20 protein-coding genes, 1 tRNA gene and 1 pseudogene are annotated in these 20,300 nt (G+C 74.8%); 10 read left to right on the top strand and 12 right to left on the bottom strand.

The window, feature by feature from the left end:
* The coding region (locus tag L7D48_RS11175; protein WP_237878878.1) for a helix-turn-helix transcriptional regulator at positions 1-418 on the bottom strand (418 nt) is incomplete at its 3' end.
* Between the two features lie 441 nt (positions 419-859).
* Here L7D48_RS11175 and L7D48_RS11170 point away from each other — a divergent pair.
* From L7D48_RS11170 to L7D48_RS11155, 4 genes are all read left to right on the top strand, one after another.
* Positions 860-1,369 (top strand): toxin-antitoxin system HicB family antitoxin, encoded by a 510-nt coding sequence (locus L7D48_RS11170; protein ID WP_237878876.1) that lies wholly within the window; start codon positions 860-862, stop codon positions 1,367-1,369.
* 84 nt (positions 1,370-1,453) lie between these two features.
* Entirely contained in the window at positions 1,454-2,299 is an 846-nt protein-coding gene (locus L7D48_RS11165) for a DUF4097 family beta strand repeat-containing protein (protein ID WP_237878874.1), read from the top strand.
* An 81-nt stretch (positions 2,300-2,380) separates the two neighbouring features.
* Positions 2,381-3,376, top strand: a complete 996-nt coding sequence (locus L7D48_RS11160; protein WP_237878872.1) for an ATP-binding cassette domain-containing protein — start codon at positions 2,381-2,383, stop codon at positions 3,374-3,376.
* Positions 3,373-4,158 (top strand): ABC transporter permease, encoded by a 786-nt coding sequence (locus L7D48_RS11155; RefSeq protein ID WP_237878870.1) that lies wholly within the window; start codon positions 3,373-3,375, stop codon positions 4,156-4,158. Before L7D48_RS11160 ends, L7D48_RS11155 begins: the two co-directional genes overlap by 4 nt.
* Here the strand turns inward: L7D48_RS11155 and L7D48_RS11150 are convergent.
* Positions 4,139-4,765: a hypothetical protein gene (locus tag L7D48_RS11150; RefSeq protein ID WP_237878868.1), complete on the bottom strand. Its 627-nt coding sequence runs from the start codon at positions 4,763-4,765 to the stop codon at positions 4,139-4,141. The two genes, L7D48_RS11155 and L7D48_RS11150, sit on opposite strands and share 20 nt — an antisense overlap.
* Before the next feature lie 139 nt (positions 4,766-4,904).
* On the opposite strand from L7D48_RS11150, the gene L7D48_RS11145 reads away from it, so the two are divergent.
* The gene (locus L7D48_RS11145; protein WP_237878866.1) at positions 4,905-6,305 is read left to right on the top strand and encodes an alpha/beta hydrolase domain-containing protein; all 1,401 of its coding nucleotides are present in this window, start codon (positions 4,905-4,907) and stop codon (positions 6,303-6,305) included.
* Between the two features lie 28 nt (positions 6,306-6,333).
* Here the strand turns inward: L7D48_RS11145 and L7D48_RS11140 are convergent, their stop codons facing one another.
* From L7D48_RS11140 to L7D48_RS11110, 7 genes are all read right to left on the bottom strand, one after another.
* The gene (locus L7D48_RS11140) at positions 6,334-7,362 is read right to left on the bottom strand and encodes an NAD(P)/FAD-dependent oxidoreductase (RefSeq protein ID WP_237878864.1); all 1,029 of its coding nucleotides are present in this window, start codon (positions 7,360-7,362) and stop codon (positions 6,334-6,336) included.
* Positions 7,363-7,384: 22 nt separating this feature from the next.
* On the bottom strand, positions 7,385-7,903 hold the full coding sequence (locus L7D48_RS11135; protein ID WP_237878862.1) for an isoprenylcysteine carboxyl methyltransferase family protein: 519 nt from the start codon (positions 7,901-7,903) through the stop codon (positions 7,385-7,387).
* The gene (locus L7D48_RS11130; protein ID WP_237878860.1) at positions 7,900-8,988 is read right to left on the bottom strand and encodes a type III polyketide synthase; all 1,089 of its coding nucleotides are present in this window, start codon (positions 8,986-8,988) and stop codon (positions 7,900-7,902) included. The genes L7D48_RS11135 and L7D48_RS11130 overlap by 4 nt, the downstream gene beginning before the upstream one ends.
* Positions 8,985-10,175, bottom strand: coding sequence for an NAD(P)/FAD-dependent oxidoreductase (locus tag L7D48_RS11125; RefSeq protein ID WP_237878857.1), 1,191 nt, complete (start codon positions 10,173-10,175; stop codon positions 8,985-8,987). Before L7D48_RS11125 ends, L7D48_RS11130 begins: the two co-directional genes overlap by 4 nt.
* Complete coding sequence (locus L7D48_RS11120) at positions 10,172-11,011, bottom strand: UbiA family prenyltransferase (protein WP_237878856.1); 840 nt, start codon at positions 11,009-11,011, stop codon at positions 10,172-10,174. The genes L7D48_RS11125 and L7D48_RS11120 overlap by 4 nt, the downstream gene beginning before the upstream one ends.
* On the bottom strand, positions 11,008-11,181 hold the full coding sequence (locus L7D48_RS11115) for a hypothetical protein (RefSeq protein WP_237878854.1): 174 nt from the start codon (positions 11,179-11,181) through the stop codon (positions 11,008-11,010). The genes L7D48_RS11120 and L7D48_RS11115 overlap by 4 nt, the downstream gene beginning before the upstream one ends.
* Before the next feature lie 106 nt (positions 11,182-11,287).
* Entirely contained in the window at positions 11,288-12,703 is a 1,416-nt protein-coding gene (locus L7D48_RS11110; RefSeq protein ID WP_237878852.1) for a PLP-dependent aminotransferase family protein, read from the bottom strand.
* Here L7D48_RS11110 and L7D48_RS11105 point away from each other — a divergent pair.
* A complete protein-coding gene (locus L7D48_RS11105; RefSeq protein ID WP_237878850.1) occupies positions 12,702-13,640 on the top strand; it encodes a DMT family transporter in 939 nt (312 codons plus the stop codon). The genes L7D48_RS11110 and L7D48_RS11105 overlap by 2 nt on opposite strands.
* Positions 13,641-13,703: 63 nt before the next feature.
* Positions 13,704-13,777, top strand: a tRNA-Met gene (locus L7D48_RS11100).
* Positions 13,778-13,855: 78 nt separating this feature from the next.
* On the opposite strand, the gene L7D48_RS11095 is transcribed toward L7D48_RS11100, so the two are convergent.
* Entirely contained in the window at positions 13,856-14,752 is an 897-nt protein-coding gene (locus tag L7D48_RS11095; RefSeq protein ID WP_237878848.1) for a CAP domain-containing protein, read from the bottom strand.
* 314 nt (positions 14,753-15,066) lie between these two features.
* On the opposite strand from L7D48_RS11095, the gene L7D48_RS11090 reads away from it, so the two are divergent.
* The gene (locus L7D48_RS11090; protein WP_237878846.1) at positions 15,067-16,650 is read left to right on the top strand and encodes a PH domain-containing protein; all 1,584 of its coding nucleotides are present in this window, start codon (positions 15,067-15,069) and stop codon (positions 16,648-16,650) included.
* On the opposite strand, the gene L7D48_RS11085 is transcribed toward L7D48_RS11090, so the two are convergent.
* Positions 16,637-17,278, bottom strand: a complete 642-nt coding sequence (locus L7D48_RS11085; protein ID WP_237878844.1) for a GNAT family N-acetyltransferase — start codon at positions 17,276-17,278, stop codon at positions 16,637-16,639. The genes L7D48_RS11090 and L7D48_RS11085 overlap by 14 nt on opposite strands.
* A gap of 129 nt (positions 17,279-17,407) precedes the next feature.
* Here L7D48_RS11085 and L7D48_RS11080 point away from each other — a divergent pair, with 129 nt between their 5' ends.
* Together L7D48_RS11080 and L7D48_RS11075 are read left to right on the top strand one after the other, a co-directional pair.
* Positions 17,408-18,100: a TetR/AcrR family transcriptional regulator gene (locus L7D48_RS11080; protein ID WP_237878842.1), complete on the top strand. Its 693-nt coding sequence runs from the start codon at positions 17,408-17,410 to the stop codon at positions 18,098-18,100.
* A gap of 162 nt (positions 18,101-18,262) precedes the next feature.
* A complete protein-coding gene (locus L7D48_RS11075) occupies positions 18,263-19,906 on the top strand; it encodes an MDR family MFS transporter (protein WP_237878840.1) in 1,644 nt (547 codons plus the stop codon).
* A gap of 142 nt (positions 19,907-20,048) precedes the next feature.
* Here the strand turns inward: L7D48_RS11075 and L7D48_RS11070 are convergent.
* Positions 20,049-20,300, bottom strand: a pseudogene (locus L7D48_RS11070) (DNA recombination/repair protein RecA); the annotation flags it as partial.

Here is a 20,300-nt window from a genome sequence, read left to right as displayed (position 1 = left end):
GCGCCACCGGCCGCTCACGCGCCGGGCGGGACGGCGGCGCGGGCCGGGACGCGGGCTCGGGGAGCCGCTTCGTGTCCGGCGCGGCGGCGGACTCCGGCCCGGCCGGAGGCTCGGGGGCCGCGGTCGGCTCCTGTGGTGCCGGCGCGGACGGGGGTGAGGCCGCTTCGGCTCCCGGGTACTTCGCGGCCCAGCCCTCCAGCAGCCGCTGGTACGCCTGCAGCCGTGGCGGCCTCGGCTCCGCGCGCCCGTTCTCCCAGTTCTTCACCGTCTGCAGTGTGGACTTCATCGCCTGGGCCAGACGGGCCTGGGTGATTCCGGCGGCCTCCCTCAGCCGGGCCCGCTCCGCCGGGGGCGGCAGTTGCGGCTCCTCCTCCAGCAGCGCGTCCACGGACGCGAACAGCTCTTCCTCGGTGGGCACGCCTTTCACCTCCGTCGGGAAGTTATCAGATTCACCTCTCTCCCATGTCGCCTCCAACCAGCGCTTTCAACCCTCTCCCCGCTCCCCTGGAGGCGTACTTGGCGCCCGCGGCCGCCAGGTGCTCCGCACCGCCCGATCCTGAGCCCGCGCCCCTCGGATCCGGACGAGGTCGGGTCCTCACCGGCAGCGCCCGGAAGACGGGGAGGAGCCGCAGTGGCACCGGATGGCACCCAATGGGCGCCATCCGGTGCCATCCGGCGCCGTCTGGCTCCCGATGGCGCCATCACGCGTTCCCGAGGCCCCGCTTACACGCACGACATCACGGCCACACAAACCACCGGAACGACATTTCCGCAGTTCAATGCGGTCGCCCTTGATCCCCTCCCACGCAAGGCGCCATCCGGGCTTGCGCATGGCGCCACGTGATGCCATCATGGCGCCATGGACCTCACTCCGTATGTCGACACCCTCCGCCGCGAACTCGCGGTGGCCGCCGAGGCCGGCGGCGGCGAAGCCCGCGAGCTGGCCGAGAGGCTCACCACCCCTCTGGAGTCGGCGGCCCGGCTGACCATGCTCAATGTGCTCTCCGCCGCGATGGACGAGATCACCCGCGAACTCGCCCCCGGCTCGGTCGACGTACGGCTGCGCGGGCTCGACCCCGAATTCGTGGTGATGCCGCCCGCCGACGGCGCCCCCGTGGAACCCTCCGCGCCTGTCGAACCGCTCGCGCCCCCGCCCCCGGCCGACGGCGAGGAGGGCGGCACCGCCCGCGTCAACCTGCGCCTGCCGGCCCATCTCAAGGCCCGGGCCGAGGAGGCCGCGAGCCGCGAGGGCCTGTCGGTCAACGCATGGCTGGTGCGCGCCGTTTCGACCGCGCTCGACGGCCACCACCACCGCCCGGTGGAGAGGACCCGGACCATCGGGCAGAGCTACACGGGCTGGGTGCGCTAGCCCGCGCCCGGCACCCGCACCACTTCACTCAGACCACGTCCCACCAGCGGGGACGCCACCAAGACCCAGGATGACGGGACAGCCATGCCTTCTTTCGACACCCCGGAACCGATCTCGGCCACGGCGCACGTGGAGGCCGGTTCCATCCGGTTCACCGCGGGCGACCGCCTCGACACCGTCGTCGAGGTGCGGCCCCGCGACCCGAAGCGGGAACAGGACGTACGCGCGGCCGACCAGACCGAGATCACGTACTCCGGCGGCGCCCTGACCGTCAGGACGCCCAGGCGGCGCCACCTCGTCGGGCGCACCGGCATCGTCGACGTCACGGTCGAACTGCCTACGGACTCGCACGTCGACATGACCGGCGCCTGGGCCCAGGTGCTCGGCGAGGGCCGGCTCGGCGAGGTCCGGGTGAAGACCTCCTCCGGCGACGTCCGCCTCGATACGACCGGGCCCCTGAAACTGACGGCCTCCCACGGCTCGATCACCGTCGACCGGGTCGAGGGTCCGGCCGAGATCACCACCAGTTCCGGAAGCCTGCGTGTCGGCGCCGTCCGCGGTCCCGCCGTCCTGAAGAACTCGCACGGCACCACGACCGTCGGCACCGCGGCGGACGAACTGCGGGTGAGCGGTTCCAACGGCGACATCGACATCACGCGCGCCGAGGGCCCGGTCGTCGCCACCACTGCCCACGGCACCCTGCGCGTCGCCGAAGTCGCTCGTGGGACGGTTCAGTTGGAGACCTCCTACGGAGCCATCGAGGTCGGCGTCCGTGACGGGACAGCCGCCTGGCTCGACGTCAGCTCCGCCCGCGGGCAGGTACGCAACACCCTCGCCGCCTCCGAGGCCCCGGAGAAGACCGAGGACACCGTCGAGGTGCGCGCCCGGACCCGCTACGGCAACATCGACATCCGCCGCGCCCGGGCCTGAACACCGGCCCCGTGGGCCGGTTCCGGCTCACCCCCACCACTTCACCGTTTCACCGCTTCGGCCTCCGAGGGGGAGGACTCCATGCCTTCATCTGTCATGCCCACGTCCAAGAGAAACGGCGTTTCGCGGCCACCCGCCGCCGTCTCCGCCGCCGGGCTGCGCAAGTCCTACGGCGACAAGACCGTCCTCGACGGCATCGACCTGCGCATCCCGGCCGGATCCGTGTTCGCGCTGCTCGGCCCCAACGGCGCCGGCAAGACCACCACCGTCAAGATCCTCTCCACCCTCATCGGCGCCGACGGCGGCCGGGCCCTGGTCGCGGGTCACGACATCGCCACGTCACCGCAGGCCGTGCGCGCCGCGATCGGCGTCACCGGGCAGTTCTCCGCCGTCGACGGCCTGATCACCGGCGAGGAGAACATGCTCCTCATGGCCGACCTGCACCACCTGCCCAGACACGAGGGGCGGCGGGTCACCGCCGAACTGCTGGAGCGTTTCGGCCTCACCGACGCCGCGAAGAAACCCGCCTCCACCTACTCCGGCGGTATGAAGCGCCGCCTCGACATCGCCATGACACTCGTCGGCGACCCGAGCGTCATCTTCCTCGACGAGCCGACCACCGGCCTCGACCCCCGCGCCCGCCACAACATGTGGGGAGCCGTCCGTGACCTCGTAACGAGCGGCACCACAGTCCTCCTCACCACCCAGTACCTGGAGGAGGCCGATGAGCTCGCCGACCGCGTCGCCGTGCTCGCGGGCGGCAGGATCGCCGCCGAGGGCACCCCCGACGAGCTGAAGCGGCTGGTCTCAGGCGGCCATGTCCGCCTCCGTTTCACCGACCCGGCCGCCTACCGGTCCGCCGCCGGCGCACTGCGCGGGGCCGCCCGCGACGACGACTCCCTCGTGCTGCGGATCCCCAGTGACGGCAGCCAGCGCGCGGTGCGCTCCGTTCTCGACCGGCTGGACTCCGCCGGTATCGAGGCGGACGAGCTGACCGTACGCACTCCCGACCTCGACGACGTGTTCTTCGCCCTGACCGGCGGCACCGACCAGCCCTCCGAGGAGACCCCCCGATGAGTTCCCTGCCCCTCGCCGTCCGCGACTCCTCCACGATGGTGCGCCGCAGTCTCCTGCACGTGCGGCGCTACCCGTCCCTGACACTGAACCTCCTGCTCACCCCGATCGTCCTGCTGCTGCTGTTCGTCTACGTCTTCGGCGAGGTGATGAGCGCGGGCATCGGCGGCGCCGACCGCTCCGCGTACCTCGCCTACCTCCTGCCGGGCCTGCTGCTGATGACCATCGGCAGCACCGTGGTGGGCACCGCGGTGTCGGTGTCCACGGACATGTCCGAGGGCATCGTCGCCCGTTTCCGCACCATGGCGATCCACCGCGGCTCCGTGCTCATCGGGCACGTCGTCGGCAGCGTGCTGCGGTCGGTCGCCAGTGTGGTCCTCGTCGGCGCCGTCGCCGTGGCCATCGGCTTCCGGTCCACGGATGCGACCGCCCTGGAGTGGCTGGCCGCTTTCGGGCTGGTGACGCTGGTCGCCCTGGCGCTCACCTGGATCGCCGTCGGAATGGGCATGGTCAGCCCGAACGCCGAGGCGGCGAGCAACAACGCGCTGCCGCTGATCGTCCTGCCGCTGATCTCCAGCGCCTTCGTCCCCGTCGACGCGATGCCGGGCTGGTTCCGGCCGATCGCCGAGTACCAGCCCTTCACACCGGCCATCGAGACCCTGCGCGGCCTGCTGCTCGGCACCGGGATAGGCCACAACGGCCCGCTCGCCGTGGCCTGGTGCCTGGTCCTTGCCGCACTCGGACACCTCTGGTCCAAGTCCCTGTTCAACCGCGACCCGAGGTAGCGCGACGACCGCGCGGGCCGTCCTGTGGCTCCGCCCCACGCGGCGCGGCGTCCCCCGGGCCGACAGCCGCCGGCGGCCCGTCGCACTCCCGCAGGAGCACGTCGAACGCCTCGCCCGCGGCGCCGTCGGGGAGCGTCCGCAGGACGGTGGCACGGTCGGGCGAGGTGATGGCGTAGTGCCGGGCCGAGAAGGAGAGGCCTCCCCACCGCTGCCGGTCATGGGCCCGCAGCAGGACCCGGCCGCATCCGTCACAGGCGATCCACGGCAGGAGGACGTAACCGGCCGGGCCTGGACCGGCTCCGGCCGCCGGCCCGCCGGCGGAACCGCCCTCCTGTTCGATCAGCCTCACGGTGGACACGCCTCCGTCGCCACGGCACCGCAGGATCCGGGGTGTGAGCGCCTCCCGCTCACCCCAGTCCTCCGCGAGCACGGAGATCCGGGCCCTGACCGTCTCGCTGATCGGTACCCGGTGGGCGAGAAGGCCGGAGACGAGCAGGCCGAGTCCCGCCTCCCGCTCCCCGATCTCCCAGCAGTCCCTGACCTCCCGGGCGCCGGCCTCCGGCAGCAGGGCGGCGAGCCGGTTCCAGGTGTCGGCGTCGTCGATCACCCGGCAGACGCTACCGACCGGGGAAGCGGGCAGGGGCCAGGGCCGGTGGTTCGGCCGATGAAGCCCCGGCCCGCACCGGCCATCCTGTCCGGGGACGGGCGGGCACCGCAGCCCGCCCGGGAAAAGGAGCCGGACGCGTATGAGCACATGGCGCAGAACGTCGCGGATCTTACTGACCGCCCTGGTCACCGCCACCCTGGCCACGGGAGCGGCCGAGGCCGCTCCGCGGTCCGCCCCGGCGGCGGAGGCGGCGCCCGGGGCGGTGGTCGGCACACCGGTCGTGCGGGGGCCCGTCGCCGGGACGGTTCCCGGCGATCCCTCGGCCCCGGACGTGGAGGACACCCATCCATGGCTGTCCACTTCCACGGACCTGGCCGCCGCCGGGTACGTGGAGGAGGAGTTCCTTCTGTCCGGCGAGGCCGACGGCTACAGCACCACCGGCGAACTCCTGGCTTCCGACGTGCCGTACACCACCCGCCTCATCGTCCGCCGCCCCGCCGACCCCGGGGACTTCAACGGCACGGTCCTGACCGAGTGGCAGAACGTCTCGGCCGGGTACGACCTGGACGCCCTGTGGTCCCCCGAGCAGATCCTCCGCGGAGGCTACGCCTGGGTCGGCGTCTCCGCCCAGCGGATCGGGGTGGAGCAGCTGCGCGGCTGGAGCCCCGCCCGCTACGGGCGGCTCGATGTCACCGGCCGGGGCCGCTTCACCGCCGACGAGCTGTCCTACGACGTGTTCGCGCAGGCTGCCCGGGCCCTGCGGACCCGTGAGGGCGCCGCCCCCCTCGGACCGCTCCGGGCCGAGACGGTACTGGCCGTCGGTGCGTCGCAGTCCGCCGCGCGGATGACGGTCTACTACGACCACGTCCTGCCCCGGACCGGGCCCGTCTTCGACGCCTACGCCCACATCGTCGGTCCCGCGCCGTCCCGGAAGGGCGCCGAACCGGTGTTCCACGTGCTGTCGGAGACCGATGTGCGCACCCCGGAGCGGCGCGCCGACGACGACCGCTACCGGCGCTGGGAGGTCGCCGGCACCGCGCACTCCGGATGGCACGGCCAGGAGTACCGCCGGCCCCTCCTCGACCGCGACCTGGGCTCCGTGCCCACTTACGCCTGCGACCGTCCGGCGTTCAGCAGGGTTCCGCTGCACCACGTGATCGCCGCCGCCTACGGCCATCTGGTTCGCTGGGCCGAACGGGGTGTCCGGCCGCCGACGGCGCCGCCGCTGGAGTTCGCCCCCGACGGCACCAAGGCGCGCGACGGGCTCGGCCTGGCGCGCGGCGGCATCCGGCTCTCCCAGGTCCAGGCGCCGACCGCGCTCAACACCGGCGACAACTCCGGGGAGACCTTCTGCGTCCTGTTCGGCACCCACATCCCGTTCGGCGAGGGCCGTCTCGACCGGCTGTACCCCTCGCACGCCGGCTACGTGTCCGCCGTCCGCCGCGCCGACACCCGCAACGTCCTGTCCGGCTATCTGCTCCCCGGCGACGCGCTGCGCAACTTCCGGGAGGCGGTCGGCTCCGGCATCGGAAAGCACTGACCACCGGTCACCGTCCGCCCGCCGGGGCTCACTCCCCCGCCGGGCGGGCCAGCGCGTCGACGGCGGCGGAGAACAGCCGGGGCAGCCGCTGCGCCGCGGGGACCAGCGCCGCCCGGGCGGGGGGCGGCCCGGTCGCCGCGAGCAGTGCGCGGGTCAGCAGGCGGTAGCGCCGGGTGAGCCGCCGCCAGTCCCGCTCATAGGCTCCCGGATCGCCCCCGGTGACCGCGCGTACCGCCGCCTGCGCCTGCGCCAGTGCCAGTGCCACACCCTCACCGGTCAGCGCGTCGACGTAGCCGGCCGCGTCGCCGACGAGCAGCACCCGGCCGGCGGTGCGCGCTCTCGCGCCGCGGCGCAGCGGTCCGGCCCCGCGCACCGGTCCGGCCGGCCGGGCCCCGGACAGCCGCTCGCGCAGACCGGGGAAGGCGGCGAGGTGGTCGTCGTAGGAGCCGCGGCCGGCGGTGAGCACCGCCACGCCCACCAGTCCGTCGGCCACCGGGGTCACATAGGCCTCCGCGCCGCGGGCCCAGTGCACCTCGACATGGTCGCTCCAGGGGGTCAGTTCGAAGTGGCGCCGCAGTCCGTAGCGCGGGCGCGCCCGGTGCGGCCGGTCCAGGCCCAGTGCCCGGCGGATCGGCGAGTGCAGGCCGTCGGCCGCGACGAGGTGGGCGGCCCTCAGGCCGCCGGCCACCACGCCCCGCCCGTCCTGCTCGACGCCGCGCACGGTGCGGTGCTCGATCCGCGCACCCGCGGCCAGCGCCGCCTCGCGCAGTGCCGTGTGCAGCACGGTGCGGCGCACTCCGCGGCCCGGCCCCGTCCGGAAGGCGGCGGCGGCCCGGTGGGGTCCGGCGACGTACCGGATGCCCCGCAGCTCGTGTCCGGCCGGGTGCACGCCGAGCGCGGCCAGGGCGGCGACGGCTCCCGGCATCAGCCCCTCTCCGCACGCCTTGTCGACGGTGCCGGCGCGTTGTTCGAGGACGGTGACCTCGAGTCCTGTCCGGGCCGCGTGCAGGGCGGTGGCGAGCCCTGCCGGGCCGCCGCCGACGACGAGCAGGTCCACGGCGGCCCTTCCCCCGGGCATCTCAGGCCAGTCGCGCCAGTGCGGCGTCCTCGGTGCGGACGCGGGCGGCCAGCAGGAGGGCGTTCAGCGCGGTGAAGACGGCCGCCGTGATCCAGGCCGAGTGGACCAGCGGCAACGCGATCCCCTCGACGACGACGGCGAGGTAGTTCGGGTGCGGCAGGATGCGGTAGGGGCCGCCGGTCACCCGCGCGGCGCCGGGCACGACGATCACCCGGGTGTTCCACTGCCGGCCCAGGGTGGCGATGCACCACCAGCGCAGCGCCTGCGAGGCCACGACGAGGGCGAGCATGCTCCAGGCGAGCGGCGGTACGGCGTCCGGCCCGCGCGTCCACACCTCCACGAGCGCGCCGGCGAGCAGGCCCGTGTGCAGCGCCACCATGAACGGGTAGTGGCCCCGCCCGAGTTCCACACCGCCGCGCGCGAAGCTCCAGGCGGCGTTGCGGCGGGACACGGCCAGTTCCGCGACCCGCTCCAGGCCGACGGCCACGACCAGGGCGGTGAACAGCGGCTCGCTGCTCACCGCGCACCGCCCGGGGCGCACAGGAGGACGAGTTCGGAGCAGAAGCCCGGGCCCATGGCGAGCATCAGCCCGTAGGAGCCGGGCCGGGGCGGGCGGGCGGCGAGCGTGTCCGCCATGACGTGCAGCACCGAGGCGGAGGACAGGTTGCCGATCCGGCGCAGTGACTCCCAGGTCACCCCCAGGGCGTCCCGCCCGACCCCGAGCGCGTCCTGCAGCGCGTGGAGGACCTTGGGGCCGCCGGGGTGCGCCACGTACCAGTCGATGTCTCCGGCGCTGAGCCCGTGGTCGGCGAGGAAGTCGCGGACGTCGCCGCCGATGTACCGGCGCACCAGATCGGGGACCGAGGCGTCGAGCACGATCCTGAACCCGCCGGGGCCGACGTCCCAGCCCATCGCGCGCTCCGAGTCGGGGTAGAGGCGGCTGCGCGAGGCCAGTACGAGGGGCTGGGCGGGATCCTCGGAGTGCGCGAGCGGATGCTCGGGGCCGACGGCGACCACCGCCGCGGCGCCGTCCCCGAACAGGCCGGCGGCCACGAGGTTGGCGACCGAGGCGTCGTCGCGCTGGAGGGTGAGCGAGCACAGCTCGACCGACATCAGCACCGCGACCCCGTCCGGCCGGCCGCGCAGCAGGTCGTGCAACCGGGCGAGACCGGCCGCGCCGGCGACGCAGCCGAGGCCGACCAGCGGCAGGCGGACCACGTCGGGGCGCAGCCCGATCTCCGCCGCGACGCGGGCCTCCAGCGAGGGGACGGCCAGGCCGGTCACCGTGCACGACACGATGCAGTCGACGTCGGCGGGGGCGAGGCCGGCGTCCTTGAGCGCTTCGACGACCGCGCGGCCGCCGAGCTCGGTGCCGGCCCGGATGAAGGCGTCGTTCGCCCGGCCGAAGTCCCCCGGCCGGGCGTACTCCTCCAAGGGAAGCGCGGTGTGCCGGGTCTCGACGCACACGTTGCGGTGCAGCCGCTCGACGAGGCCGCGGTCGACGGCGCCGGCGGCCGGCATGGTGGTGAGGAACTCGGTGATCTCCTCCTGTCGGTGGCGGTGCTCGGGCAGGGTGCCGCGAACGCTGAGGACGCGCGTGCTCATGCTGGCTCCCGGTTTCGGCCGGTCGGGCGGGCGGACGCGGCGAGCGCCCGGCCGAGGCCGAACGCGAGGACGGGTGTGAGGCGGCCCCGGGCCAGGCCGAGTTCGACGAGGTCGTCGAAGACGCGCTGGTCGGCGGAGCAGGCGCGCAGGGCCGCCTCGACGACGTGGCGGCTGCGAGCGAGACGGGCCGCCAGGGCGGTGTGGCGTAGGTGGGGCAGCAGGACCCGGCCGGTGGCACGGGCGTACCGCTCCCCCGCCCGGTCGGGCCTTCGGTCACGGCAGGCCGCGGCTGCGGCGCGGCCCGCCGCGATGCCGGTGGCCACCGCGTAGTAGATGCCCTCGCCGGTCAGCGGGTTCACCAGTCCGGCGGCGTCGCCCGCGAGCAGCACCCGGCCGTACGGAGGGCGCCAGCGCGCCGTCGAGAGCGGCAGATGGTGTCCGACCCACTGCCGCCCGCCCTCCGCCGCGCCGGGCAGCAGCGCCTCGAGCCGTTCGAGCAGCCGGGCGCGGGCCGGTGCCTTACGGCCGGTGCGGAGGGTCTCGCCGTACCCGACGTTCGCCAGGCCGTCGCCGCGGTCGAAGGACCAGGCGTACGACGGCTGGTGCCGGGTGCCGAACTCGATGACCTGCGCGCCGCGCCGCCCTGGCGGGACCGGGGCGTAGCCGCGCAGCGCCAGGGCGGCCGGGCCGGCGGGCAGGCCGAGCGCGCGGCGGACGGCCGAGTGGGCGCCGTCGGCGCCGACGACGACCGCGGCGCGGATCCGCCCGTCCAGGACCACCGCCTCGGTGTCCTGCCGCAGGCCGCGGACCCGGTGCCGCAGGAGGTGGGCGCCGGCCGCGACCGCCGCGTCGGCCAGCCGGGCGTCGAGGACCCTGCGCGGCACCACCCACGCCGGGCGGGCCATCGGCCGCTCGGCGGTCAGGCCGCCGCGGCCGAGGCGGAGCCGGCCGACCGGGATCCGGTCGTCGAGGAGGCCGGTGACGCCGACCCGGGCGAGGAGGTCGAGGACGTGCGGGGCCACCGCGTCTCCGCAGGCCTTGTCCCGGGGGAAGTCCGCCCGGTCCAGGAGGGCGACGCGCAGGCCGGGATCGGTGTGCAGCGCGCCCAGGGCCGCGGCGGCGCCGGCCGGCCCGGCGCCGACCACGGCGAGGTCCCAGTGCGCGGATGGCGCGGATGCCGGCGTCATCGGCCGGCCGCCACGAGCAGTACGACGTCGAGCAGGGCGACGGCCACCGCGGCCCGGAAGGGGGTGCGGCCGTGTGCGGCCAGGGTGAGCGCGGTGAGGGCGGCCACCGGCAGGAGGGCGGCGAGCGCCCAGGCCGGAGGGGTTCCGGAGGGGCCGAGCACGGCGAGCAGCGAGGCGGCGGCCAGCAGAGCGGCGGCCAGGGCGCGCGAGGGGCGTTCGCCGATCCGGTGCGGCAGGCCGCGCACGCCGGCGCGTTCGTCGTCGGCGAGGTCGGGCAGGGTGTTGAGCAGGTGCGCCCCGACTCCGAGCGCGGCGCCGGCGCCGGTGGCCCACGGCGCCGCCCACGCCTGGGCGGGTCCGGCGAGGGTGACCACCGAGGGCAGCGCCCCGAAGGCGCAGGCGTACGGCGCCCAGGACCACGGGGTCGCCTTGAGGACGAGGTTGTAGGCGTGGCCCGCGCCGGTGACGAGGACGATGTTGGCCAGAGCGGCGCGCGGGCCGGTGAGCGCGGACAGCGCCAGGCAGGCGAGCGCGGCCGCGGCCAGGGCGCGCACCACCGTGCCCGCCGGGAGGTCTCCGGCGGCCAGCGGTTTGCCGGCGCGGCCGGCGGCGCGGTCGCGGGACAGATCGCGCAGGTCGTTGCCCCAGCCGATCGTGAGCTGGCCGGCGAGCACCGCGGCGGTGACAGCTGCGGCTTCTGGCAGGCGCAGCCCGCCGCGGAGCGCGAGCAGGCCCGCGACGGCGGTGACCGCCAGGGCCGGTCCGCCGTGGGCGGCGGTGAGCAGTGCGAGCGCGGTCGGCGGTCCGGGGCGTGCCCGGACCTCTCCGGCGGTCACGGGCGCCGCCGTGCCGCGGCGCGGTTTCCGGCGGGCCGGTCGCGCGGCGGGCCGGGCACGGTGGGTGGGCGCCGGGCCCGGTCGGCGCCGCCGTACGCGCCTTCGGCGCGCGGGCGGCCTTCGACGGTGGGGCCGGTGCTCCCGGCCGTCCCGTTGATCACGGTGTGCATGCGGCATCGGTGCCCCCGCCGCCGCCCGCTCACACGGGGCCCTCCGGCATCCGGCGGACACCGGCGGCACCCGAACGGCCCTCCGCAGTCGGGCGGGTATCCGGTGCTACCGCGTCCGCTGCCGTGCGAGCGCCTGTTCGACGGCGCGCGCGCCATCGGGGAAGGCGCCGGGGTTGGGGCCCGAGTAGTTGAGCCGGAGGTAGGCCCCGGTCGGTTCGGCGGGGAACCACTCACCGCCGGGGGCGACGAGGACCCCGTCGCTCTCGCAGTCCCGTACGAGCCGTGCCAGGTCGGTGGCGTCCGGCAGCCGGACCCAGATGTTCAGTCCTCCCCGCGGCACCGCTTCGAGGCGGGCGGTGGGCGCGTGCTCCCGCAGCGACTCGACCAGCAGGTCCCGGCGGGCGGCGAGCTGGTGGCGCAGGTTGCGCAGGTGCGTGCGCCAGGCGGGCTGTGTGACGACGTCGAGTGCGGCGGCCTGGAGGATGCCGCTGACGTACATCGACTCGGCCTGGGCGTCGGCGAGGACGCGGGTGCGGGCCGGGCCCCGGGCGACGACGCCGGCGATGCGGACGGCCGGGGAGACGCTCTTGGTCAGGGAGCGCAGGTAGACGACGTGCCCGTCGTCGTCCCGGGCGGCGATCGGGACCGGGTCCGCCTCGATGCCGAAGTCGTGCGCCCAGTCGTCCTCGATCAGGAACGCGCCGTGGCTTCGGACGGTGCCGAGGACCCGGTCCGCCAGATCGGGCGACCACCGGGCGCCGGTGGGATTGGCGAAGTTCGGCTGGGCGTAGAACGCGCGCGCCCCGGTCTGTTCGAAGGCCCGCGCCAGTTCCTCCGGGTCGGGGCCGCGCGCCCCGCTGGGAACGGGCACGACCTGTACGCCCGCCTGCGCGGCGGCGAGGATCGCGCCCCAGTAGGTGGGCGACTCCACCAGCAGCGGGCGGCCCGCTCCGACGAGGGAGCGGAAGACGGTGCCCAGTCCGCTCTGGCTGCCGGGGAAGACGACGACGTCGCCCGGTGTCGGCGGCGTGACTCCGGCCGGTGTCGCGGTGGCGAGTTCGGCCGCGAACCACGCCTGGAGTTCGGGCAGCCCGGCGGCCGGGGGGCGGCTGACGGCGGCGTCGCTCCGGGCCGCACGGGTGAACGCGGCCCGGACCAAGCGCTCGGGCAGCAACTCCCGGTCCGGGTAGCCCGAGTGAAGCGCGATCACGTCGTTCGGGGTGGTGCGCAGCGCCGTGGAGAGCTGCGGTGCCCGGTTGCGCGGCGATCCGAGCGCGGCGGTCTGCCAGCCGTAGTCGTTCGGGCGGGCCACTCGGACCGCGCGGACGAAGGTCCCCACGCCGGGGCGGCTCTCCACCACTCCCTGCGCGGCCAGGGTCCGCAGTGCCTTCTGGACCGTTACGGGGCTCGCCCCGTAACGGGCGACCAGTGTGCGCGTGGAGGGCAGTCTCGCGCCCGGGGCGGCCGACGCGATCCATTCGCGGAGGCCGGCGACGATCCGCGAACTGCTATCGTTGTCCATGACACACAACAGTAGCGCTACTGCACTTGAAGCCCAGGCGCTATCCCCGCCTCGCTCCGGTCTCGGGTGGGGCCTGCTCGGGGTCGGGGCGTTCTCCTTCACCGTCCCGTTCACCCGGGCCGCCGTCGAGGACGGCGGGATGTCACCGCTGTTCGTCGGCTCCGGCCGTGCTGTGGTCGCCGCGCTGCTGGCGGCGGTCGCGCTGGCGGTCACACGGCAGCGTCCGCCCCGCGGCGCCCAGTGGGGCCGTCTGGCGGTCGTCGCCGGCGGCGTGGTCGTCGGCTTCCCCGTGCTGACCTCCTACGCCCTGACCACCGCCTCGGCCGGCCACGGCGCCGTCGTGATCGCGCTCCTGCCGGCCGCGACCGCGGTGATGGCCGTGCTCCGCGGACACGAGCGCCCTCCCGCCCCGTTCTGGGTCATGGCGGCCGTCGGCGCGGTCGCCGCGGTCGTGTTCGCCTCTCTGCAGGGGGGCGGGTTCGGCGGGCTCCACTGGTCCGACCTGCTCCTGCTCGGTGCCGTCGCGGCGGCCGGTACCGGCTACGCGGAGGGCGGGATCCTCGCCCGTGAACTCGGGGCCTGGCAGACCATCTCCTGGGCGCTGGTGCTCTCCGCGCCGCTGATGGCGGTCCTCACCGCCCTCTCGGCCTCGGCACACCCCCCGGCCGGGACTTCGGCCGAGTGGTCCGCGTTCGCCTACCTCGGGGTGGTGAGCATGTTCCTCGGCTTCTTCGCCTGGTACCGGGGACTTGCGATCGGCCCGATGGCGCGGGTCGGCCAGGTGCAGCTCGCCCAGCCCGTGATGAGCGTCTGCTGGGCCGCGCTGCTCCTGCGCGAGCAGATCACCTGGCCCACCGTCCTCGGCGGCGTCGCCGTGATCGCCTGTGCGGGCGCCGCCGTGCGCACCCGGACGGGGCGTGCCGCGGGCGCGGGCTGAATTCCCCTGCCGACCTGCCCGTTTCGCCTCGGGCCGCGGTGTGCCGTACAGTGGTGGCACCGCCGCGGGGTGGAGCAGCTCGGTAGCTCGCTGGGCTCATAACCCAGAGGTCGCAGGTTCAAATCCTGTCCCCGCTACTGGAAGGTCCGGCCCCGGTGCACTGCACCGGGGCCGGACCTCTTTCATGCCCGCGGGCGTTCGCCGGCGCCGTGCCGCTACCGTCCGGTGCCGAAGTTCTGGGTCCACCACGGGCCGCCGTCGCCGAAGTGGACACCGACGCCCAGTTCCTCGAAGGCGCAGTTGAGTATGTTCGCGCGGTGGCCGGGGCTGTTCATCCACGCCTTCATGACCGAGGCGGCGTCCGGCTGCCCCTGGGCTATGTTCTCGCCCAGGTTGCTCCAGGCGTACCCGGCCGCCTCGACCCGGCCGGCCATCGTGGAACCGTCGGGCCCCGTGTGGGACAGCACGCCGGAGGCGGCCATGGTGTCGCTGTAGTCCTCCGCTGCCCGTGCCAGCCGGGCGTCGGCGGTGACCGGGCGGCAACCGGCCGCGGCCCGCTCCCTGTTGACGAGTGCGAGTACCTGCGCCTGTGGCCCGCCGTCCCCCGGCGCGTCCGCCCCGGGGGCGCCGGCGCCCTTCCCGCCGCCGGACTCGGCGGTGCCTTCGGAGCCGGCCGCGCGGCTCTGCCCGCTTCTGGCCACCCTGTCCTGTTCCGCTCCCCCGGCGGTTCCGGAGGCGGGTGCGGAAGCGGAGGGGGCGGCACCGCGTGCGGGCTTCCCCGACTCCTCCGTCTCCCCGGACTCGCCCGGTTTCCCGGACTTCTCGGGCCCGTCGGCACCCGGTGAGGCGGACGCACTCTTTCGCGGGGCGGGGGAGGCGGGAGGAGATACGCCGCCGGCCGCCCCGGCCTCCGTGTCGTGCGCGGTACCGGATGCGTCGGCCGCCACATGGTCGGCCGGTCCGTCCTGTCCCCCGCCCGCGGCCACGGTGAGGCCGGCGCCCGCCGCCATGGTGACCACGCTGAGCGCGAGGACGATGTCGCGCGCCGACGGGGTGCCCTTGGAACGGGCGTGGGAGCGGTGGCGGGAACGGTCGGCCCGGCGGGAGCTCATGCGGACGGCACCTCGGGGAGTCGGTAGGTGGGATCGGTCGGCCCGGAGAAGGGGCCCGGCGGACGCGGTCGCGCCTGCCGGGCCCCTTGGAGGGGGCCGGGCGAGAGCCTAGGCAGGCCCGGGGCCCGCGAGGCGCCGGGGAAGGGCTTCTTCAGGAAGCCCTAAGGAAGCCATGAGGTTCCGCCCGGGCGCGAGGACTCCCCGCGGTGACCGGCCGGGGAGGCGGAGCCTCCCGTATCCGGAAGCGTCGCCGGGCGGAAAGCTGCCGCATCGTGCACATGAGGCCCCGGCCGGACGGCGGCAGAATTGCGCGCATGACCGATGTCCGGGAATTGACCTGCCGTTCCCCCTACCGGCGCGCTCTGTGGATCTTCACCGTTCTGGGAGCGGCGGGGGCGGCTGTGACGGCCGCGGCCGCGGTGTACTCGGCGGATCGCGGCGGACTGTGGGGGGTGTGGTCGGGGATCGCCCTGCTGTCGGCGCTGACGGCTCTGGTCTCGCTGCGCGGCGCCGTCGCCCGGGTGAGCGCCGACGCGTACGGCCTGCACGTCCGGACGCTGCCGCGCCGCCGGAGCATGCCGTGGTCCGGCATCGCCGACCTGCAGATCCGCATGGGGAACGAGTGGAACCACAAGGCCCCGGACACCCGCCGCGTCGGTGTGGTGCTGCACGACGGGCGCAGGCCGCTGCTGCCCCTGCCGCACAGTTGGTCCCCCGAGGACCCGGAGTTCGACGCGGCCTTGGAGACGCTCCGTGCGCTGCACCGCCGCCACGGAAACCCCCGGTCGGACCACCTGCCGGTCGTCTCCCGCAACACCGCCGGGCACGGCTGGACCGGGTCGCTGATCCTGTGTGTGCTGCTGCTGTCGGGGGCGGGCCTGGCGGTGTGGTCCATATCGGGCACCGCCGCCGAGGAACGGGCGTGGAAGTCGGCCGTCCCGTGCACCGCCCGGGTGCCCGCGGCGGAGCGGAGCGAGTGCCTGAGCACCCTGCCGGCCGAGATCGAGCGGACCGAGGCGGGCCGCCCCAGGAACCCCAGCCATCTGTACTTCACCGGCGGCCGGCCGCTGGAACGGCTCTCGGTCTCCCAGGAGGCCGCCCGGGAGTTCCGGCCCGGCGACAGGGTCGAGCTGACCCTGTGGCGGGGCGAGGTGATGGAGGCCGCCGGGGAACGCCATGTGTGGCGCAAGCACGTCGTCACTCCGGGGAGTGTGGCCGTCGTCGCGGCCGGACTCGCCCTCGCCGCCGGCTGGCCCGGTACGCGGGTGCTGCTGCGGCTGCGCTGGCGGCGGCTGCCCGACGACGAGGCCCTCCCGTCGGAGCTTCCGTTCGTGGGCGCGCTCGCCGGCACGGCCCTGTGGTTGCTGCCGCTCTGCTACCTCCACCCCTCGGATCCGTTCGCCTCTCCCGTGGCGGTCGTGTGGGCGGCCGCGGGGTCGCTGGTCACGGTGGGCCTGTTCGCCTGGGCCTGGCGCGCCACCCGCCTCCGCGCACCCGGCGAGGTCCCGGGAGCCGAGGAGCCCGCCGGACAGGGCGCGGAGGTGTTCCTGACCGCCCGATTCCTGGAGCCCACCGACTACAACCCGCACCACTTCGGCACCCACATCGTCATCGGCGGCGGGCCGCCCGCGGTGACGCCCCACTCCGGTCCCGGCCGGTTCGCGGCCAAACCGATTCCCGTGGAACGGCTCACCGTCAAGGAGGTGCGGCGCGTCCGCGGCGGTGACCGCGAGGCCGTCCCCGGCCACTGGCACATCGCCGAACTCGACGACGCCGGCCGCCCGGTCCGTCTCGCCGCCGCCCCGGACGACCTGGCCCGCATCCTGCGGGAACTGGAGCACGCGAGAACCCCCGCGAGCTCCGGCGAGGCCACGGGGGGCGTTCCTACCGCGCGGTGAGCAGTAGCTCGGCGCCCACCGGCCGGAACCCGGCCGCCTGGAAGGCCCGCACGCTGCGCGCGTTGCCCGCCGCCTGCTGGGCCCAGAGCGGCTCCCCGTCCGGTACGAGGTGCCGGGCGGCCCTCGCCAGCGCCCGGCCCAGCCCCCGGTGCCGTACTCCCTCGTCCACCTCGACCGCCGCCTCCCAGCGGCCCGCCACGCCCCGGCCGAGGACGACCACCCCGCCGGCGGCCGCCCACACCCGCACGCCGTCGCGGCGTCCACGTGCCCGGGTCACCCGCGGATGGTCCGGGTCCGCGATCTCACGCAGTTCCAGCGGAGGGGGGCCCGGCAGGGCGCGGGCCACCGTCAGCAGGTCGACCGTGTCGGTCGCGCGTCCGGTGCGGGCCATGAACGCCGACAGGAACCGCGGGTTCATCGCGGCCGCCAGTTCGTCGCAGTCCGCGGCCGCCAGTGTGCCGTGGACCCACCGCGGGTCCTCGTCGGTGAACACCACGGAGTGCGCGGTGAACGCGATCACCCCGGCGTCGCGGCGGCTCGGCTGCGGCACCACGGTCGTGCCGCCGTCCGGCGGCGGGAACCGTCCCGCGGCCGCCGCGTCCAGGATCTCCCCCAGTGTCCGGCTCACAGCCGCTCCCCCTCGCCGCTTCGGTGATCCCGGTCAGACTGCCACACGCCCGGACACCCCGGCTCACGAGGACACCGGGAACCGGTGCGGCCGGAAATAATTTTTACAGAGCGTGCATTTTTGCCTAGCATGCAAGATGTGGTGGAGAAGAAGGCCGCGGGGAGCGGGCTGCGGGAGCGCAAGAAGCGGGCCACTCGTGCCGCTCTCACGGAAGCGGCGGTACGGCTCGCGGCGGAGCACGGGGCGGAGCACGTCACCGTCGAGGCCATCAGCGAGGCGGCCGGCGTCTCCCCCCGGACGTTCTTCAACTACTTCGACGCCCGCGACGACGCCTTCGTCATGGTCGACGCGGAGTCGGGCGCGCGGGTCCGTCGCGGTGTGCTCGAAGCACCGGCCGGCCTCTCCCCTCTGGAGGCGCTGCGCGAGGCCATGGCGGCGGAACTGGCGGAGATCGAGCAGCGCCACGAGGTTTGGGATCTCCACGCCAGGGTGCTGAGCTCCTCACCGCATCTGCTCGCCCGCAGCCTCGCCGCGCACCTGGCCGACGAACTCGGCCTGGCCGAGGCGCTCGCCGAGCGCCTCGGCGGCGCTCCCGCCACCGCCGCCGGCCCGGCGTCTTCCGCCTCCGAGAAGGAACGGCGCGGAGCGCTCGACCTGTACCCGCGCCTGTTGGCCGCCGTCGGCGGCACCGCCGTCCGGGTCGCCGTCGAGCACTGGTGCGCACAGCAGGACCGGCTCGCCTTCACCGATGTCTTCCGGCAGGTCTTCGAGCACCTGGCCGCCGGGCTGCCGGCGCCGTCCGGCGAGAACCGGCGGCGCTGACCCGCCCCGCTCCCGGCCCGGCCCGGAACGCCCCCGGCAGGACCCGGTAAGGCCCCCGCGCTCCGCGACCGGCGCGTGGAGCGGCCCATGAAGCCCCCGAAAGCCCCAGAGAAGGACGTTGTGACCGCATCACAGGCGCCTGACCAGGCGTCGCCCACACCCATGACCAACCGGCAGATCCTCCAGGCCATGTCCGGCCTGATGGCCGGTATGTTCGTCGCCATCCTGGCGGGCACGGTGGTGGCCAACGCGCTGCCACGGATCATCACCGACCTGGGGGCCAGCCAGTCCTCCTACACCTGGGTCGTCACCTCCGAACTGCTGGCCATGACGGCGACCGTGCCGTTGTGGGGCAAGCTGTCCGACCTCTACAACAAGAAGCTGCTGCTGCAGCTCTCCCTGGGCATGTTCGTGGCCGGCTCGCTGCTGGCCGGTTTCTCCCAGGGCGTCGAACTGCTGATCTTCAGCCGGGTCGTCCAGGGCATCGGCGCGGGCGGCCTCACCGCCCTGGCACAGGTGGTGATGGCCGCCGTCATCCCGCCCCGCAGGCTGGGCAGGTACGCGGGCATCTTCGGCGCCGTCTTCGCCGTGGGCACCGTGGCCGGACCGCTGATCGGCGGTGTCCTGGTGGACACCCCGTGGCTGGGGTGGCGCTGGTGCTTCTTCATCGGTGTGCCGTTCGCGCTGCTGGCGATCGTGCTGCTGCAGCGCACCCTGCGGCTGCCCACCGTCCGGCGCGAGGTGAGGATCGACTTCCTGGGCGCCTTCCTGATCGTCGCGGGCGTCTGCGCGCTGCTCATCTGGACCTCGCTGGCCGGGAACCGGTTCGACTGGCTCTCCTGGCAGACCGCCGTTCTGACCGGTGGCGGCGCCGTGCTGCTGATCGCCGCGGTCCACGTCGAGTCGCGGGTTCCCGAGCCGGTCATCCCGCTGGGCATCTTCCGCAACCGCACCGTGACCCTGACCACCGTCGCCAGCCTGCTGGTGGGTGTGGCCATGTTCGGCGGCACCGTCTTCCTCTCCCAGTACTTCCAGATCTCACTGGGCAAGTCCCCGACCGTCGCCGGTCTGATGAGCCTGCCGATGATCCTGGGCCTGCTGGTCTCCTCCACCGTCGCCGGCCAGGTCATCAGCGCCACCGGCAGGTGGAAGGTGTACCTGGTGGCGGGCGCGGTCACCATGACCGCCGGTCTCGGACTGCTCGCCACGATCGACTCCGGCACGGGCTTCGGCCTGCTCAGCGTCTACATGGCGGTGCTCGGCATCGGAGTCGGCATGCTGATGCAGAACCTGGTGCTGGCCGCGCAGAACGACGTTCCCGCCGCCGAGCTGGGCGCGGCGACCTCCGTGCTGTCCTTCTTCCGCAGCATGGGCGGCACGATCGGCACCAGCGTGCTCGGCGCGATCCTGGCCAACCGGGTCGCGACCGAGATGACCCGGGGGCTGGAGCAGGCGGGCGTTCCCGCCGCCGGGGCCCAGGCCCCCGGCGGCCCGGAGGGCGGCGTCCCCGATGTCACCGCCCTGCCGGCGCCGATCCGGGCGATCGTGGAGCACGCCTACGGTGTCGCCACCGCGGACCTCTTCCTCGTCGCGACGCCCTTCGCCCTGCTCGCCCTGGTCGCCGTCGTGTTCATCAAGGAGAAGCCGCTGAAGACCACCAGCGGCATGGAACGGCTGGCCGAGGAGGCCGGCGAAGCCGGTGCCCGGGCCCCGGACGGCGGCCCGGAGCAGCGGGCGTCGGACGGTGACGGTGCTCCGCGGGCCGACGGGGAGACCGGCAGGGAGCCCGCGGCCCCGGTCGGCTGAGCCCGGCAGAGCCGACCGGGACCGGGCAGCCCCGCGGTGGGCCTGCCCGGTCCCGGTTCCGGTCGCCCTCGTGGTCCTGTGGACGCGGTACGGCCGGAACGGCGGTGAGGGCGGGGTGTTCCGGCGCGGCGGGTCCGGCGGCTCAGAACCCGGCGGCAAGGGTGCGGATGGCCTCCTCCCCGGGTTCCATCCCGCTCTCCGCCTGCGGCCGGGCCCCGATGCCGAGCTTCTCCTTGATCTTCTTCTCGATCTCGTCGGCCAGATCCGGATTGTCCCGCAGGAAGTTGCGGGCGTTCTCCTTGCCCTGCCCCAACTGATCGCCCTCATAGGTGTACCAGGCACCCGACTTGCGGATGAAGCCGTGCTCCACCCCCATGTCGATCAGCCCGCCCTC

Origin of the sequence: Streptomyces sp. ICN903, from assembly GCF_022015835.1 — a bacterium.
GTDB classification, from domain to species: domain Bacteria; phylum Actinomycetota; class Actinomycetes; order Streptomycetales; family Streptomycetaceae; genus Streptomyces; species Streptomyces fenghuangensis.
The sequence above is the reverse complement of the archived record's forward strand: the minus strand, read 5'-3'. Positions and strand labels throughout refer to the sequence as shown.